14 protein-coding genes are annotated in these 16,514 nt (G+C 46.6%); 9 read left to right on the top strand and 5 right to left on the bottom strand.

Annotated features, from left to right (window positions below; all coding sequences use genetic code 11):
* Together QUA54_RS08790 and QUA54_RS08785 are read left to right on the top strand one after the other, a co-directional pair.
* Positions 1-1,662, top strand: coding sequence for a CTP synthase (locus QUA54_RS08790; RefSeq protein WP_333414194.1), 1,662 nt, complete (start codon positions 1-3; stop codon positions 1,660-1,662).
* 469 nt (positions 1,663-2,131) lie between these two features.
* The gene (locus QUA54_RS08785; RefSeq protein WP_333185336.1) at positions 2,132-2,554 is read left to right on the top strand and encodes a hypothetical protein; all 423 of its coding nucleotides are present in this window, start codon (positions 2,132-2,134) and stop codon (positions 2,552-2,554) included.
* A gap of 162 nt (positions 2,555-2,716) precedes the next feature.
* Here the strand turns inward: QUA54_RS08785 and QUA54_RS08780 are convergent, their stop codons facing one another.
* From QUA54_RS08780 to QUA54_RS08765, 4 genes are all read right to left on the bottom strand, one after another.
* Entirely contained in the window at positions 2,717-3,604 is an 888-nt protein-coding gene (locus QUA54_RS08780; protein ID WP_333414193.1) for an ROK family protein, read from the bottom strand.
* Positions 3,605-3,829: 225 nt separating this feature from the next.
* Entirely contained in the window at positions 3,830-4,534 is a 705-nt protein-coding gene (locus QUA54_RS08775) for a tetratricopeptide repeat protein (protein ID WP_333414192.1), read from the bottom strand.
* Between the two features lie 151 nt (positions 4,535-4,685).
* Positions 4,686-5,888 carry a murein transglycosylase A gene (locus QUA54_RS08770; RefSeq protein WP_333414191.1) on the bottom strand — a complete coding sequence of 401 codons (1,203 nt, stop codon included), beginning with the start codon at positions 5,886-5,888 and terminating at the stop codon, positions 4,686-4,688.
* A gap of 13 nt (positions 5,889-5,901) precedes the next feature.
* On the bottom strand, positions 5,902-6,159 hold the full coding sequence (locus tag QUA54_RS08765; protein WP_172192361.1) for a hypothetical protein: 258 nt from the start codon (positions 6,157-6,159) through the stop codon (positions 5,902-5,904).
* 427 nt (positions 6,160-6,586) lie between these two features.
* On the opposite strand from QUA54_RS08765, the gene QUA54_RS08760 reads away from it, so the two are divergent.
* The 3 genes from QUA54_RS08760 (at position 6,587) to carB (ending at position 10,917) form a co-directional block, all read left to right on the top strand.
* On the top strand, positions 6,587-6,733 hold the full coding sequence (locus QUA54_RS08760) for a hypothetical protein (RefSeq protein WP_333414190.1): 147 nt from the start codon (positions 6,587-6,589) through the stop codon (positions 6,731-6,733).
* Between the two features lie 120 nt (positions 6,734-6,853).
* A complete protein-coding gene (locus QUA54_RS08755; protein WP_333200621.1) occupies positions 6,854-7,093 on the top strand; it encodes a hypothetical protein in 240 nt (79 codons plus the stop codon).
* A 512-nt stretch (positions 7,094-7,605) separates the two neighbouring features.
* Positions 7,606-10,917, top strand: coding sequence for a carbamoyl-phosphate synthase large subunit (gene carB, locus QUA54_RS08750; RefSeq protein ID WP_333414244.1), 3,312 nt, complete (start codon positions 7,606-7,608; stop codon positions 10,915-10,917).
* Positions 10,918-11,202: 285 nt separating this feature from the next.
* Here the strand turns inward: carB and QUA54_RS08745 are convergent, their stop codons facing one another.
* Positions 11,203-11,442, bottom strand: a complete 240-nt coding sequence (locus tag QUA54_RS08745) for a DUF6737 family protein (RefSeq protein WP_333414189.1) — start codon at positions 11,440-11,442, stop codon at positions 11,203-11,205.
* A 306-nt stretch (positions 11,443-11,748) separates the two neighbouring features.
* Between QUA54_RS08745 and QUA54_RS08740 the strand changes: the two genes are divergently transcribed.
* From QUA54_RS08740 to QUA54_RS08725, 4 genes are all read left to right on the top strand, one after another.
* On the top strand, positions 11,749-12,411 hold the full coding sequence (locus tag QUA54_RS08740; protein WP_172192353.1) for a vWA domain-containing protein: 663 nt from the start codon (positions 11,749-11,751) through the stop codon (positions 12,409-12,411).
* A gap of 176 nt (positions 12,412-12,587) precedes the next feature.
* A complete protein-coding gene (locus tag QUA54_RS08735) occupies positions 12,588-13,373 on the top strand; it encodes a PP2C family serine/threonine-protein phosphatase (protein WP_333185322.1) in 786 nt (261 codons plus the stop codon).
* A gap of 191 nt (positions 13,374-13,564) precedes the next feature.
* Complete coding sequence (locus QUA54_RS08730; protein WP_333185320.1) at positions 13,565-14,257, top strand: hypothetical protein; 693 nt, start codon at positions 13,565-13,567, stop codon at positions 14,255-14,257.
* Positions 14,258-14,614: 357 nt separating this feature from the next.
* Positions 14,615-16,381: a ribonuclease III domain-containing protein gene (locus tag QUA54_RS08725; RefSeq protein ID WP_333414188.1), complete on the top strand. Its 1,767-nt coding sequence runs from the start codon at positions 14,615-14,617 to the stop codon at positions 16,379-16,381.
* The last annotated feature ends 133 nt before the right edge of the window (positions 16,382-16,514 follow it).

Here is a 16,514-nt window from a genome sequence, read left to right as displayed (position 1 = left end):
ATGAGCAAATTTGTGTTTGTGACCGGCGGCGTGGTTTCCAGCATCGGCAAGGGAATTGTCGCTGCTTCCTTGGGTCGCCTATTGAAGTCGCGGGACTATTCTGTCTCTATTTTGAAGCTAGACCCTTATATTAACGTTGACCCCGGCACTCTCAGCCCGTTTCAGCACGGAGAAGTCTTTGTGACGGAAGACGGTGCGGAAACAGACCTGGATTTGGGACATTACGAGCGTTTTACCGATACTTCCATGTCTCGCCTCAACAGCGTCACCACGGGTTCCATTTATCAAGCGGTGATCAACAAAGAACGCCGCGGCGAGTATCAGGGGAGTACGGTGCAGGTGATTCCGCACATCACTAACGAGATTAAAGAGCGAATTCACCGAGTAGCAAAAAATACTAACCCCGATGTGGTGATTACGGAAATCGGCGGAACGGTGGGAGATATTGAATCTTTGCCATTTTTGGAGGCAATTCGCCAGTTTCGCAAGGATGTGGGGCGGCAAAATGTTGTGTATATGCACGTCACGCTGATACCTTGGATTCCTTCGGCTGGGGAGATGAAAACTAAACCGACTCAGCACTCGGTGAAGGAATTGCGGTCGATCGGCATTCAACCAGATATTTTAGTCTGTCGGTGCGATCGCCCGCTGTCTTTGGGCATGAAACAGAAATTGTCAGAATTCTGTAACGTGCCCGAAGAATGTGTCATCACCGCTCAAGATGCCAAAAGTATCTACGAAGTGCCGCTGATGATGGAACAGGAAGGTTTAGCGGAACAAAGCATCAATTTGCTGCAACTCGAACCGCGGCAACCCCATTTGACTCAGTGGCAAACCTTAGTCAACCGACTTTACAGTCCCAACCACAAGATTGATATTGCTTTGGTGGGCAAATACGTGCGGTTGAACGATGCTTATCTTTCGGTGGTGGAAGCTTTGCGGCACGCAGCAATCTCGATCGGCTGCGACCTGAATTTGCATTGGATTAACTCAGAAGATTTAGAATCGGGAAACCTCGAAAATTATCTCAAAGATATCAACGGCATTCTTGTACCCGGAGGTTTTGGGATTCGGGGAGTAGACGGCAAAATAGCGGCGATCGAATATGCCAAACACCATAAAATACCCTTTTTGGGATTGTGTTTGGGGATGCAGTGTGCTGTGATTGAATGGGCCCGCAACATCGCCCAACTAGAGGATGCCAACAGCGCTGAATTTGACCCAGATACCGCAAATCCGGTAATTAATTTATTGCCAGAACAGCTCGATGTAGTCGATTTGGGCGGTACAATGCGGCTGGGTTTGTATCCGTGCCGTGTCAACCCAGACACCCTCGCTTTCAAACTTTATCAGAAAGAAGTGATTTACGAGCGGCACCGCCACCGGTACGAATTTAACAACGCCTACCGCAATCTTTTCTTAGAATCAGGTTATGCAGTCTCCGGGACATCTCCCGACGGCCGATTGGTAGAAATGATCGAATTGCCCAACCATCCCTTTTTCATAGCCTGTCAATTTCACCCCGAATTCCAATCTCGACCTAGCGCCCCCCACCCCTTGTTTCAGGGGTTTATCGAGGCGGCAAGCATCCAGGGAAAGCAGGATTTTTTAGAAGTTGAGGGGCGCGACTTGGTGGCCGGGAAACTCGCAGCAGGAAACTGATCTGATATCATGTCCGATCGATTAGTTCTGATATATTAGATGTCTGTAGGGGCAGGTGAGAGTACACAATATTCAAATCAGGCAGACTATCGAGCGTACTCTCACCCGCCCAACCCAACAATCGCATTGGATTCGGGTCGCACTTACCGGACTAGATATCGGGCAGCATTCTCAAACAATGAAAAACCTCATCCCCCAGCCCTAGCATAGGGGTTGGGGGGGCTAGTACCCGAAGGGAGAAGGCAAAAGGCATTCAGCAGAAGGTAAAAATGCTGATATTTTTAGTTAACTTTTTCGCTTTGATTTTAAGGGTGATACCAGTTTCACAAAAAAATGCAACTTTAGGCAAGTTCCAAACCCCGATAGTCATCAGTCATGCCCAATCTAAAATCTAAAATCTAAAATCTAAAATGGTATGAGTTGTCAAACTATCCTAAAATACCAGGACACACAGGTTTGAGGAGGCTTTGTGGCTTATTGGAGCAAAATTACTTATGAGAAAAGTACATACATAATTGACCTTGACACTATTAGTGCTTTTTCTAGCGAACTGGATAACAAGCGTCTCACCTTTTGGCTGCCTAATAGCAGTCAGCCGATTATCCTCAATCCCCAAGGCAATTATGAGGCTTACAAGCAAGTTCTCGATTACCTCAAAAAAACTATTGACCGCAATTCTAGAGGCTCGTGGATTAAAATTAATTATGACCGCAAAGAATTTGCGATCGATATGAGTCGAATAAGCTCTTTTGCTTGCGAGCAGAACGGTCGGCTAAGCTTTAGCCTGCCTGACAGCGCAACTAATATTGTTATCCTCCGCCAAAGCAACCCGGAAGCTTATCAAGAAATTCAGGACTACATTAAAAATACGACTGGACAATCTCTGCCATGAAGAAGTCATTAGTCCTTAGTTATAAGCATGAACAATGAAGGAGACTATGTTTAGTAACTCCTCACATTCATTTTATTTTATTTGACCTAAAATGCTTAGGTTGCACCCTAAGATTAGATATTAAAAAAGCGCAGTAAAATGCGCTGCTTTTTTTTATTTTAACTATTGAACAAGCTGCCAAGCTAATTTGGCTGCCCCTACCATACCTGCTTGATTGCCCAATTCAGCAACCAATAACTGCAAATCTTCGCGAGAACTCGGCAGTACACGTTGCTGAATTTCTGCTTGAACTTGCGGTAAGAAAAATTCTGCACCAGCACTAATTCCGCCGCCGATAATAATAGCTTCCGGCGTTAAAATATAAATTATACTTGCCAAACCTATACCCAGATAGCGCCCGTAATTTTGCCAATATTCTAAAGCTTTGGCATCTCCAGACTTAGCTAAATTTGCTAATTCTAAAGGTTCCAAACCAGTTTGCCGGCGAATTGCCTGCACCGAAACGTACTGTTCTAAAGAACCGCGATTGCCGCTGTTGCACTCCGGGCCGTCGGGATTTATAGCAATCAATCCTAGTTCTCCTGCCGTGCCTTGATGGCCTGCAAATAGTTTGCCGTCTAGGATAACTGCACCGCCGACTCCTGTACCTAAAGTTAGTAAGATTAGGTTTTTAAAGTGCCTTCCTGCACCCAACCAAGCTTCTCCCAATCCGGCACAGTTGGCATCATTTGCTAATATAGTTGCCAGTCCGGTTTTAGCTTCCAACCAGTCAGCGAGGGGGACATTGTGCCAGTTTTTGAGGTTAATTGCGACTCTGGCTATGCGGCCTGCGGCGTCTGCAGGGCCTGGAGTGCCGATGCCGATCGCACTTACAGCATTTTCGGCCGGATTCAGTTGTAAAATAGCATCTGTCATTGTGCCTAAAACGGCTTCTGGTGTAGCGGGTTGAGGAGTTGGGACTGTTAAGGATTGGTGACAAATGCCGTCTTCGCTAAATCTGCCGAGTTTAATTGCGGTTCCGCCTAAGTCAATGCCGATTACTTGTGTCATTCGATTTGGGTTTTGGATGCAAGGATTTGGGATTAATCCTAATAGTATAAACCTATTGTACGGTGCGCCATGCACCTATTATCAATTAAGTTTTTAGTGAGGAGTTCAGTCCTAAAACTCCTATTTTCACTGTATTATAATTAGCTACGGAAACTGCGCTTAATTCTTAATAGTATCATACGGCTCGCAATACCTAGCCAAAATGCTGGATACAAGCGAGTTCGCCTATTTAATTTCGCCTAACTTACGTTGCGCTACCTCTCGGTTGTGCAAAGCATCGTGGTAGTCTGGTTTGAGAGCAATTGCCTGGTTATAAGATGCGATCGCCTCTTCAAATCTTCCTAAATTATACTGCTCATTCCCTCGATCGCACCACGCCTCAGCATCTGCATTAACTTCCGATTCTGCCTCCACATCCTCAGCGCCTGTGCGGTTCACTTCCCCTGAAAAACCCAAACCATCCCCAACAAAAACCGCCTCAATAACCCTCCCCTTTGCATCCTCCTCCTCAGCCTCCGGCAGCGGAAATCGTGTCAATATCTCCCGCCCAATTTGCCTCGCAACCTCTGACAATTCCCCGCTGCCAATTCTACCTAACAATACCAGCCGCTGCGCCAATTCCTGAAGCGATGCCACGGCATCCGTAGCAGCGGTGTCATCATGTTCGCCCTCTAACAATCTTTGCCCAAACCGTCGCAACCAAGCAGCCAATTCACCATCTTTAAGGCGTTTTGCGATTAAGAATCCCGCTACATCCCCTCGACTCCAGCCGGCATTCACCCCTTCGAGAATTTCCATGAATTTTGACTCGTATTCCGCATCAGTTAGGGTGGGGCGGATGGCAGTATTTGTCGGCGGGGAGGGTGGGGTTGGGGTTCCGAATATTCGCTGAATTAGTCGTTTGAAGAATTGCAGAATTTTGTTTAGCATTTGTGGGGTTTGGAGGGTGGATATTTTCTATTTTATAGCAATTATCAAAAGTAGGATTACATATAGATTGTCGGAGATATCTGTAGGGACACGGCACTGCCGTGTCCGGGATTGCGATGCACAGCGAACAATCACATGAAGTAGAATTAATCTACTTTAAAAGCGGATAATACAGTTCTCCAGTTGAGTTGATATAACCGGCGCGACTGCCCGCTAAATTCCCGGTTCCCATAAATACGTCAACTCTCCCCGCACCTTTGATTGCACCGCCAGTATCCTGATCCAAAACGTAGCGATTCACGGCATTTTGTTCGAGTTCTCCCGCCGCATTCGGATAGGGAAGTTTCGTAGTAATTAATGCTAGTGCGCCGGGGGGCATTAAGGCTTTATCGGTGGCGATCGACCTTTCGGCAGTTACTGGCACTCCAATGCTGCCTGTAGCTGGAACTCCGTTAGTATCCCGGAAGAATACAAAGCTTTCATTTTTCGGCAAATACTTGTTCATATCTGCGGGAAAGTTGGTGAAATATTCCATTAGTTTCGGCAAATTTAACTGTTCTAAAGTAAACTTTCCGTCTTTAACTAATTCTCGTCCAACTCCTGTATAACTGTGACTGGTTTTGCCTGCAAAACCGACTGTCATCACGCTACCATCTGTTAGCTGCAATCTCGCAGAACCTTGGACGTGCACGAGAAATGCTTGGAATCGATCGCGCAACCAAACTAATTCTAATCCTCGCAGCAATCCTTTACTTGCCTGCAAAGCATCTTCGCCTTCTAATTGCAATCTTGTCGGGTGAGGTTTCGACCAAGATGCCATGTTTGGCGGCATCCGGTACAGGGGATAACGGTATTCGGAATTAGGCGTGCGAGATGCTGCGTAAGTCGGCTCGAAATAACCTGTAAATGCTACTGTTCCTTTGCCGTCTTTGCCCGTGGATTTGTAAAATACAAATTCGCGCTTAACAGATTCCTGAAGTTGTGCTGGGGTTGTGGAACTGACAACTAATTGGCGGAACCGATCGAGGGAACGGCGGACTCGATCGCGCGTAACTCCTGCTACTGGATAGCGGCTGTAAGCACTGCCGGCGGCCGATGTATCGAGATAGCGGAGGCTGTTGTCGATCGACTTTAACAGCAATTCCCGATCGCCCGATTTGCCATTTTCGCCCCAGATTTGAGAGTCAAAGGCGAGATCGTCCGATTCGCCAGCTTGCAATTGATTTAGACTAATTGGTTGCAGCGGCGCAACTGCAACGGCGGGCACCGAAAAAGCGATCGCCAAAACGCAACAGGCGATCGCTAATAGCTGATAGCGAAAAATCTTGCTCAATTTCCAATCTTTCCTACTCAATTGATTATTTTCCTTATTCATCGTATCGTTCGACGCTAGAAGTAAATATCGGTTCTACGCGAATTGCGAGAACGCTGGTAGGCCGAACTACCATGTATTCGCCTTGAATATTTTTAATCGGGACGTTAAGAAATTCTCTGGAATCTTGTTTCGGCACCAGCGTACTGCTGTACCACTTTTGAAAATCTTGCAGCGTTGCGAAACGCACTTCTTCGCGATGGCCGCCTTCAAGCAGCAGGTGCACGGAATATTCGCTGGGTGTTCTAGGCATAGGAGATGGAGAGAGTTGTTGGAGGACAATCTTAAATCTTAAATCTTAAATCTAAAATTGATGTGGTTGCCCTCAAGCAGCAGGTGCAAGGAATATTCGCACTTGTGTTCTAGGCATATCTGTATTTTAGTTTTTTGATTTTAAGCTTTTGGAACGATTCCATATTTTACCTCTTCCTCGGCGCATTCCCTCATCTAGTAGGTTGGGTTGAGGGAGAGGGGGAGAGACCGGAGAAGGGGAGAGTGGGAGAGGGGGAGACGGGAGAGGGCGAGAGACCGGAGAGACCGGAGAGGGGGAGAGACCGGAGAGACCCGAGAGTTGTTGCAGGAAAATCTCAATCTAAAATCTAAAATCTAAAATCTAAAATCGATTGAGTTGTTGCAGGAAAACCCCAATCTAAAATCTAAAATCTAAAATCTAAAATCGATTGACGGCGGCCCCCATCTGCGGCTACGCTTTGAAATTAAGGCTGCTTTGCTCGAAGAGAAAGCAGCCCGCGTCGCTCAAAAATCTAGTTGCACTGCCCAAAGCTGCTACCAACAGCAATGGACAGCTAACCGCCAAACTGAGCTAACCAGTCTGGAGGCTAATGGAGAATTTTAACATTCTCTGTAGCCGCCCTGCTCTGTGTTACCGTGCGGGGCGGCTGGGTTTTTGGGTTTTCCTAGAAAACCAAAAACCAGGAGACCATATTATGTCACAGGAATTCGTGCCTGACGATAACTTTTCCGATCGTCCAAATGACGACTCAGCAGTATCCGAACAGGAAGTCGTGCGGATAACGGTTGTCGGTTCCCGCGCAGCCGTGTTAGAAACCATCCACACCTTGTACCGACTGGGATTTGCCGCCGTCGGGGATTGGAGCCCGCCGCAGCGAGGTGCAAAGCCGGGACAAGTGATTAGCCTACTCATTCGCCGATCGCGCAAAGCCTAAAAATTGGATTAAATGAGGTAGGGACACGGCAATGCCGTGTCCTCCATCGCCGCGGCTACATGGCTAGATATACGATTGTCACATCCTCAGAGGGCGATGGCGTCCCGCCCGCAAGCTACGGGAAATTTCATCATCCAACCCGGTTAATTCTACCCGTTCTCCACAGTCAGGACACGCCTTGGTCGAAGTCTCTACAATGATTAATCAGGCGGAATACAGGGATTGTGTATTTTAGAACACGATTTCACTGGAACACTTAAAATAGTCTTGATTTACCGATCGACTGCACCCTTTTCTCATGAATATTTCTGGTTGGCTGCGGGTGTCTGTCAGCCGGAGTTGCGAGGTTCTGCTTCCAAAATGCTGAGAATGGTGCACAATTTCAACTTAACAACAAAACTTGCACTATTTTGAGTAAGCTTTTGGGGGAACAGCTTAGAAAGCCTGTTTCTCAGACTGATGCAAAATATCAAATTAATCCTCAACGTTGTCCAATTACCAATTACGAACCTATGCCCCGCCGTCAAGACTTAAAAAAAATTCTTCTGATTGGTTCCGGCCCAATTGTTATCGGTCAAGCGTGCGAATTTGACTATTCAGGGACACAAGCTTGCAAAGCTTTGCGAGAAGAAGGCTTTGAAGTAGTGTTGGTGAATTCCAACCCGGCAACAATTATGACCGATCCGGAAACTGCCGATCGCATTTACATCGAACCTCTAACGCCTGCCATCCTCGAACAAATCATTGCTAAAGAAAGACCTCAAGCAATTTTACCGACAATGGGCGGTCAAACTGCGCTAAATTTAGCAGTTGCCGTCGCTAAAAATGGCGTTTTAGAAAAGTACAACGTCGAGTTGATTGGCGCTAAGTTGCCAGCAATTGAAATGGCAGAAGATCGGCTATTATTTAAGGAAGCGATGGCGCGAATTGGGGTCGCCGTTTGCCCTTCTGGAATTGCCAACACTCTTGACGAAGCCAAAGCAATTGGTCACCAAATCGGCAGTTATCCGTTAATTATTCGTCCTGCTTTTACAATGGGCGGCACGGGAGGCGGCATTTCTTACAATCAAGAAGAGTTTGAAGAAATGGCACAAGGCGGGATTGATGCCAGTCCAGTATCGCAAATTTTGATCGAACAATCTTTGATTGGTTGGAAAGAGTACGAACTGGAAGTAATGCGGGATTTGGCAGATAATGTGGTGATTATTTGTTCGATCGAGAATCTCGACCCGATGGGCGTCCACACCGGCGATTCTATCACCGTTGCCCCGGCGCAAACTCTCACAGACAAAGAATATCAGCGCTTGCGGGATGCTTCGGTGAAAATTATTCGCGAAATCGGAGTTGAAACTGGCGGTTCCAATATTCAATTTGCCGTCAATCCTGTCAACGGAGATTTCATCGTTATTGAAATGAACCCTCGGGTTTCCCGTTCCTCCGCCTTAGCCTCGAAAGCAACTGGTTTCCCTATTGCAAAAATGGCGGCAAAATTAGCGGTAGGTTACAGCCTAGACGAAATTTCCAACGATATCACCAAGAAAACTCCGGCGTCTTTTGAGCCGACAATTGACTACGTGGTGACGAAGATTCCCCGATTTGCCTTTGAGAAGTTCCCCGGTTCCGAACCGACTCTGACAACGCAAATGAAGTCTGTTGGGGAGGTAATGGCGATCGGGCGCAGCTTCAACGAATCTTTCCAAAAAGCGCTGCGGGGATTGGAAACTGGCCGCGCGGGTTTCGGGTGCGACAAACCGGAAAAGTTGCCGAGTTTGGAACAAATTCGCGCCGGATTGCGGACGCCAAATCCCGATCGCATTTTTACAGTCCGCCACGCGATGATGATGGGAATGTCGGTCGAAGATATCTTCGAGTTCACAGCAATCGACCCTTGGTTTTTGGATAAAATGCAGGAATTGCTGGAAACTGAGAAGTTCTTGAAACGAACGCGGTTGGAACAGTTGACAAAAGAGACAATGTTTGAAGTAAAGCAGTTGGGTTTTAGCGATCGCCAAATTGCTTACGCCACCAAAACATCGGAAGATCAAGTCCGCGCTTACCGCAAACAGTTAGGCGTAATTCCGATTTACAAAACCGTCGATACCTGTGCCGCTGAATTTGAAGCGTTTACACCGTATTATTATTCCACCTACGAAGCGGGAGCTGCAATTTGGGAATTGGGCGATGAAGAAAAGAAAATTTCGCCTGTGGGCCACAGTCTCGCGCCGGAGTCGGAAGTTTTGCCTTCTACCAAACGAAAAGTGATGATTTTAGGTGGCGGGCCCAACCGGATCGGACAGGGAATTGAGTTTGATTACTGCTGCTGTCACGCTTCCTATTCCCTAGGAGAAGACGGCTTTGAGACAATTATGGTCAACTCGAACCCGGAGACGGTTTCGACGGATTATGATACGAGCGATCGCCTGTATTTTGAACCGCTAACCAAAGAAGATGTTCTCAACATCATCGAAGCCGAAAATCCAGAGGGAATAATTATTCAGTTTGGCGGCCAAACGCCGCTGAAATTAGCGGTTCCTTTACAAAAAGCTCTGGAAAATCACCCCAACGTACAAACCAAAATCTGGGGCACTTCGCCGGATTCCATTGATACTGCTGAAGACAGAGAGCGATTTGAAAAGATTCTGCGGGAGTTGGATATTCAGCAAGCAGCTAACGGTTTGGCCCGCAGTTTTGAGGATGCTTTAATAGTAGCTCAACGGATCGGTTATCCGGTGGTGGTGCGGCCGAGTTACGTGTTGGGCGGGCGTGCAATGGAAATTGTTTATTCCGATACGGAATTGGAACGTTACATGACCTATGCCGTGCTGGTAGAACCCGATCATCCGATCTTAATTGATAAGTTTTTGGAGAATGCGATCGAGGTGGATGTAGATGCGATCGCTGATGTTACTGGCAATGTGACGATCGGCGGTATTATGGAGCACATTGAGGAAGCGGGAATCCACTCCGGCGACTCTGCTTGTTCTATTCCTTACCAAACGCTTTCGGACGCAGCTTTAGAAACAATCCGCCGCTGGACTGTAGAATTAGCAAAATCCCTGAAAGTGATCGGGTTGATGAACATTCAATTTGCCGTTCAAGGGGAACAAGTTTTCATTTTGGAAGCTAACCCGCGCGCTTCTCGAACAGTGCCTTTTGTCTCCAAGGCGATCGGAGTTCCCTTAGCAAAAATGGCGTCGCGCGTCATGTCCGGCAAAACTTTAGAAGCTTTGGGTTTTACTAAAGAGATTATACCCACTCATGTTTCGGTAAAAGAAGCAGTATTGCCCTTTGCTAAGTTCCCGGGAACTGATACCTTGTTAGGGCCAGAAATGCGATCGACTGGCGAAGTAATGGGAATTGATACCGATTTTGGCAAAGCATTTGCCAAAGCTCAACTCGGCGCGGGACAAATGATGCCGCTGTTTGGAACCGTGCTGGTTTCGATGCGCGATCGGGACAAACTAGCAGTTGTACCCGTTGTCAAGGAATTCTTAGAATTGGGTTTCAGAGTAGTCGCAACTCACGGAACACGCAAAGTTTTGCGAGAACAAGGTTTAGAGGTAGATTTGGAATTGAAACTGCACGAAGGGCGGCCGAATTTGTTGGATTCGATCAAGAATGAGAAAATTCAACTAATTATCACCACACCTTCCGGTGAAGAATCCCGGGCCGACGGAATCTTTATCCGCCGCACAGCTTTGACTTACAAAATCCCGATTATTACAACAATAGCCGGTGCCAAAGCGACAGCAGCGGGAATTCGATCGCTCAAATCCCACCCGATGCAAGTAAAAGCAATTCAAGACTATTACCCGCAAACCTAGACTGCGAAACACTCAAAGGTAGGGCGTGCACCGCGCACTATTACTGTCAACTGAAGCTTTTAGTCCGCCAGTCCTCCCGCTCACTCGGCAGTCCGCCAGGGAATGAATTCCCTGTCTTATAGCGAAAGTCCTCTCAAAGAGGACTGAAGAACTCATGAGTCCTCATAGCGAGGACTTTCGCTTTGAGGCTCTTGTTGAAACAAGAGCCGGACTGAGGGTTTAACGTTAAGTTGACACCAATGACCGCGCACCTTACCCTAAACATAACGTGCGCGCCACCAAAACCTAATCTGCATCGGAATCCAAAACTCCGCTAGACAACATCAACCTCGGCCAAACTAACAAGAAAAAACCCATCCAGGCTAATAAAGGAATCGCGACTAAAACAGTTATCCAAACAGTTTTTAATAAAAACCAACTACCGGAAATCAGACTCGTGCCTGTCAAAAGAATCGACCAAGGCTGACACCACCAAGGTTTGTAACTCCAAGGACTAATAGCTTTTTTTTCAGAAACAGATTTCATATTTTAAGTTAGGTTTATTGCACAAAAAAAAGGCTCGAAGGTGAATTATTGCCTGAGTTGGGGAATTATAAGATTGATCCTGACTTGGCAGTTCGGCGATTTGTCGATCGTACCACGGCAAGCAGCAAATTTCTGTTTTTGACCGCAACTATCCTATTCTTTAATAGAAAATCGAAAATCGAAAATCGATTGACGCAAATGGTAAAATGCGATCGCCCTAGCAATTTGCACTTAAATTTGTTACTGACTTGATACAGTAAAGTAACAAACCTAGAAATCGAGCCACTCCCAGGTCAACCCCGAACCATGAGACTAGACGAAGCCGTAGAATTTGCCGAAAACCCAGAGCCGCGCTGTCCCTGCGTCCTCCTGCTGGACACCTCCGGCTCCATGCAAGGCGCACCCATAGATGCCTTGAATGAGGGGCTGGAAATTTTTAGGAATGACCTCATTAAAGACGAACTAGCTAAAAAGCGAGTCGAAGTCGCGATTATTTCATTTGACAATCATATCAAAGTCGTGCAAGACTTCGTGACCGCCGACCAGTTCGAGACGCCACTGCTGACAGCTCAAGGACAAACCCACATGGGCGCAGGGATTCAGCTAGCATTAGATACCATTGCGGCCCGCAAATCCGAATACCGCAACAACGGCATTACCTACTACCGCCCGTGGGTATTTATGATTACCGACGGCGAACCTCAAGGTGAATCAGACGATGTTGTGGAAATAGCTGCACAGCGGATTAAAGAGGAAGAAACTAACAAGCGCGTGGCATTTTTTGCAGTCGGAGTGGAAGGTGCTAATATCGCCCGTCTCGGGCAAATTGTCGAGCGCACGCCTGTAAAATTGAGAGGATTAGACTTTAGAGAGATGTTCATCTGGCTGTCGGCTAGTATGCAAAGAGTTTCTCACTCAAAAATTGATGAACAAGTAGCACTGCCGCCACCCGGATGGGGAACAGTTTAGTTATTAGTCATCAGTCATTAGTCATTAGTAAGAGTGCCGTAGGGACACGGCAGTGCCGTGTCCCTACAAGGGCTAGTACCTACGAACCCAGAAAAGTGCTGTAATTAGGGATAAATAAACCCGTTCAGACTTTGCATAGTTGTGAATTTACGAAGTTTTGAGTTAAAGAGTAATTAATGCAGAATTCATCCTTTAATTGGCAAGTTGTAGCGGCATCGGTGATAGGTACGAGCCACGAAAAAAGATCGCAGCCTTGTCAAGATGCCCACTGCTGGCGTCTCTTGCCAAACGGTGTTTTAGCGGCAGCGGTTGCCGACGGCGCGGGTTCGGCAGCACTCGCAGAAGTTGGGGCCAAAATTGCTGTGGAAGCGGTTGTCGAAACGATTTGCCAGCAACAGGAAAGGCTGCCTCAAAATGACGGCGAATGGCAAGTATTCTTGACAGCATCACTGCAAGTTGCGCGGGCGCAGGTGGAAGCAGAAGCGGCTGCGCGGGAAGTGGCTGCGAGAGATTTAGCCTGCACTTTAATTGCGGTTGTTGCTACGCCAGAATTAATCGCAGTTGCTCAAATCGGCGACGGTGCGGCGGTAGCAGGTGACAGTGCAGGAAATGCGATCGCCCTGACTGTACCTCCCTGCGGCGAATACATCAACGAAACTATCTTTTTGATTTCGCCGAATGCGATCGAAACAGCGCAATTTCAGGTACTGCGGGAAAAACTGCGGCACTTAGCCGTTTTTTCCGACGGCTTGCAAATGCTAGCTCTCAAAATCCCGGAAGGCACGCCGCACAAGCCGTTTTTTGCGCCTTTGTTTCGGTTTTCTGGCGAGTGGAAAGAAGAAGAAGATGCGAAACAGCAATTAGAGTCATTTTTGCGATCGCCCCGCGTTTCCGAACGCACCGATGATGACTTAACATTATTGTTAGCAACTTTTTCGAGTTCGGAGGCACAGGACAATTAAAAATAGACATTTTGCCAAAGCCAACACCCATCTGCGTAAATTGGCGTTGATCTGCGGTTAAAAATTTCCGATTCTGAATTTTGCAACAAGTCTAATGCGTTCAACCTAATCAGCGGTGAAAATTTTGCGCGGTTCTATAATAAAATCGAGGTGTCAACAATTCTGCTTTAGTCTGTACAGTAGGTCGTCGTTTGCAAGCACAAGAGATTAAGGATAAGCTCAACTCCCTAATTAGCGAAGCAGATCCAATAGATCCGAGTTTGGCGAGAAGATTGGATGAAATCAATCGCTGGGTGAAAGATGTTAAACCCGGTTCGCTAACTGCTAAAAAATTTGTGATGGCTTTTTTGCTGCAGCTTATCCGAGATTCTCAGGTTTGGCTGGCAGTTCAATCTCTACCTTCAGGAATAGAACAGCAAGCCGCTTTTGAGTTAATGACTCCGGGGGAAAGGTATTGGTACAGCTATCTATTTCCTAAATGGCTGAGCGAAAACGATCGCAAATTTTACATCTGGAAACAAAAACTGAAAGCAGGTAAATTCGATCCGGCTGACGATCTCGTCATTCGAGCGATCGCAGCCCGAATTGTCGATCGCCAAGGCACTGTTTTGTATCGATATGTTGCCGATCTTTCTATGGCAACCGATTCGATCGTTAGCAACCGCCAACAGCAGCCCCTCTGCATCCAAGTGACTACTCTTTCGGATGAGTTCTCTGAACAAAAATATCAAAATTGGCAACAAACTCTTCAAGGTTGGGGGATTGACAGAGGATTATTTTTAAGTTATGATAGAAACGATGAAAATTTCCTGAACCAGTTAGTTAACATAGCATTATATAATAGCGATAATTTGCCCGCAGGTCGTTACCTCAAGTTCCCGTAAATCAAGCAGATATGCTGCTGAGAATAGTTCGACTGCTCCCAACTCGGTGAATAAAGAAATTTTGACTAACTCACATATTGCACAATTCTCGACAATGCAACAAAGCTAGCCCCCAGCCAGCTTCCCGCAAAAGGGAAAACAGACCAAGATTATTCCTCCCCCTTTTCGAGTTCCGGGAGGGGTCTGCCAGACGGTGGCAACAGGTGTTTGATACGAAGGTTAAGCGACGGGAAGATTTACGGCACAAATCAATCTTGTAAAATAACTAGCAACACGGCCTAAATTCAATTGAGATTTGATTTAATCGCGGTGAAATTGTTGGAAATAAAATCAAAATACAACATCAAAATCAATACTATGACAGTACAAGGTACGAACACTGTTGAAAATAACTTGCAGAAAGTCAGGGAAGAACTGGAAGCCGCCAGAAAAATGCAGGATGAATGGATGAATTACGGCGTAGATTTTGTGGATCGGTATGTTGAAGATGCTGGCGGTGATTGGTTGGAAAAGTGGGGAAAATGTGAAGAAGAATTAGAGCTAATAAAAAGTAAAAAGGTAGATATTGACGCAGTTAAAGCAGCGATCGACCTTTGCAGCTTTCAGCAGACAAAACTGCTGGAAATCGCCTTGAACTGCCGTTACTATACCAGCGATTACCCCGATCGCCCCGAAGAGTCTCCCGCTTGGCAAGAGGTTAAGTACAAACGGCTGTCACTCTTAGGCGGAGCGATTTTCGGTGCTGTTGTTACCGATTACCTGTACCGCGAATATCCAGAACTCGATCCAGATGCTATCTCAACCTTAAAAGCTCGTTTAGCAGACCAGAAAAAAATTGCGGAATTTGCACAAAATTTGAAATTAAAGGAACTATCTTGGCGCGTCTGGAATCGAAAAGAAACAGAAGAAAGTCAGTACAATAGAATTTTGGCGAAGACTTTTGAGGCTTTGTTTGGCGCGATTTACTTGGAGTTCGATCGCGATTTTTTCCGTGGGGGAAACTGGCTGATTCAGCACTTGATTGAACCAACTGTTAGCCAGCGTCGGGGTCTAACTCAGCGGCGACAAATAGGACCAGAAAACGAGGTGAAACGGCGGGAAATCCTGGGTGCGGATATTCTAGATGCGATCGCGATCGACTATCTGTACAACCGCTTTCCCGAACGCAACGCCAGCCAGCTAAGTCGGTGGAAAAATATGTTGGTAGCTAAAGAGATTTTTCCCAAAGACTTTAAGGCAAAATTAGGCAGTCATTACCTGGAATTGGAGAGCAATTTCTCGCGTACCCGCGACTGGTTGGTGGATAACTTTATCAAAAGCGCAGTTGACGAACTGCTAGAGGAAACCGACACTCAACCAGAATATCTGATTGACAGTGCCAACCCAGAATCGCTGCCAGAATTGGTCACCCGGATTACAGACAAAAAGTGGAAAAATGAATTTGTGAGAGTTGTCAGCATTTTGCAACCTGCTGACGAACTTTTGCTGCTGATGCAACAAAAATTAGACAGTATGGCCGCTAAAGATGAAACTTTGCAGCAGTTGCTAATCTGGGCAAATCACAAGTCTCAGTTAGTGCAAAGGAAGTTCAAACCGGCAGAAATTCGCGCTTTTTATGTTGCCTTAGTTTGCGTGCTCGATTTGGCTTTGACTCGCGTCCTCGATCCGAGTCTGAAGTTTGATAGATCGAAAGTTCGCAAGTTTCGGAATTGTTTGGCCAAGGCGCGAAAAAATGTAGAATTGGCGGAGGTTAACGAGTCTCTGAAATTGGCTTTTGATAATGATGCGGTGGATATCTTGGTTGGCATTTTGACGCTGGATATTGAACCAGAACTTAAACAACTGCTGGGACAATTTCAGACTCAAATGCCTGATTTGCAAGACTGGAAAAAGTGGCGCAAAGATTGCGGTCGCTGTTGGCTGGCAAAATTAAAAAGTGCGATCGGCTACAATCGAAACTTTTGCCCCCAACAGAAAACTTTGCTGAAACAGTATTACTATGCCCACAACTTGCTGGTGGAATGCCTCAACAGCGATAATTGTCAGGTGACACCGGCCGTCAGGCAAAAAATTGAGGATAAAATGTTGTTATTGTCGGTGGATTTGAAGCTGGTTCACATTTAATTTTGATAGCGCGGACGGGCGGGACGCCCATCCCACCAATGGACGGACGGGCGGGACGCCCATCCCACCAACAGAAACAGGGCTGACGCACTCCGACCCAAGAAACCGGGTTTTTTACCGAATCTGCGGGCTG

It is taken from the genome of Microcoleus sp. MOSTC5, assembly GCF_036701825.1.
Lineage (GTDB): Bacteria > Cyanobacteriota > Cyanobacteriia > Cyanobacteriales > Microcoleaceae > Microcoleus > Microcoleus asticus.
The sequence above is the reverse complement of the archived record's forward strand: the minus strand, read 5'-3'. Positions and strand labels throughout refer to the sequence as shown.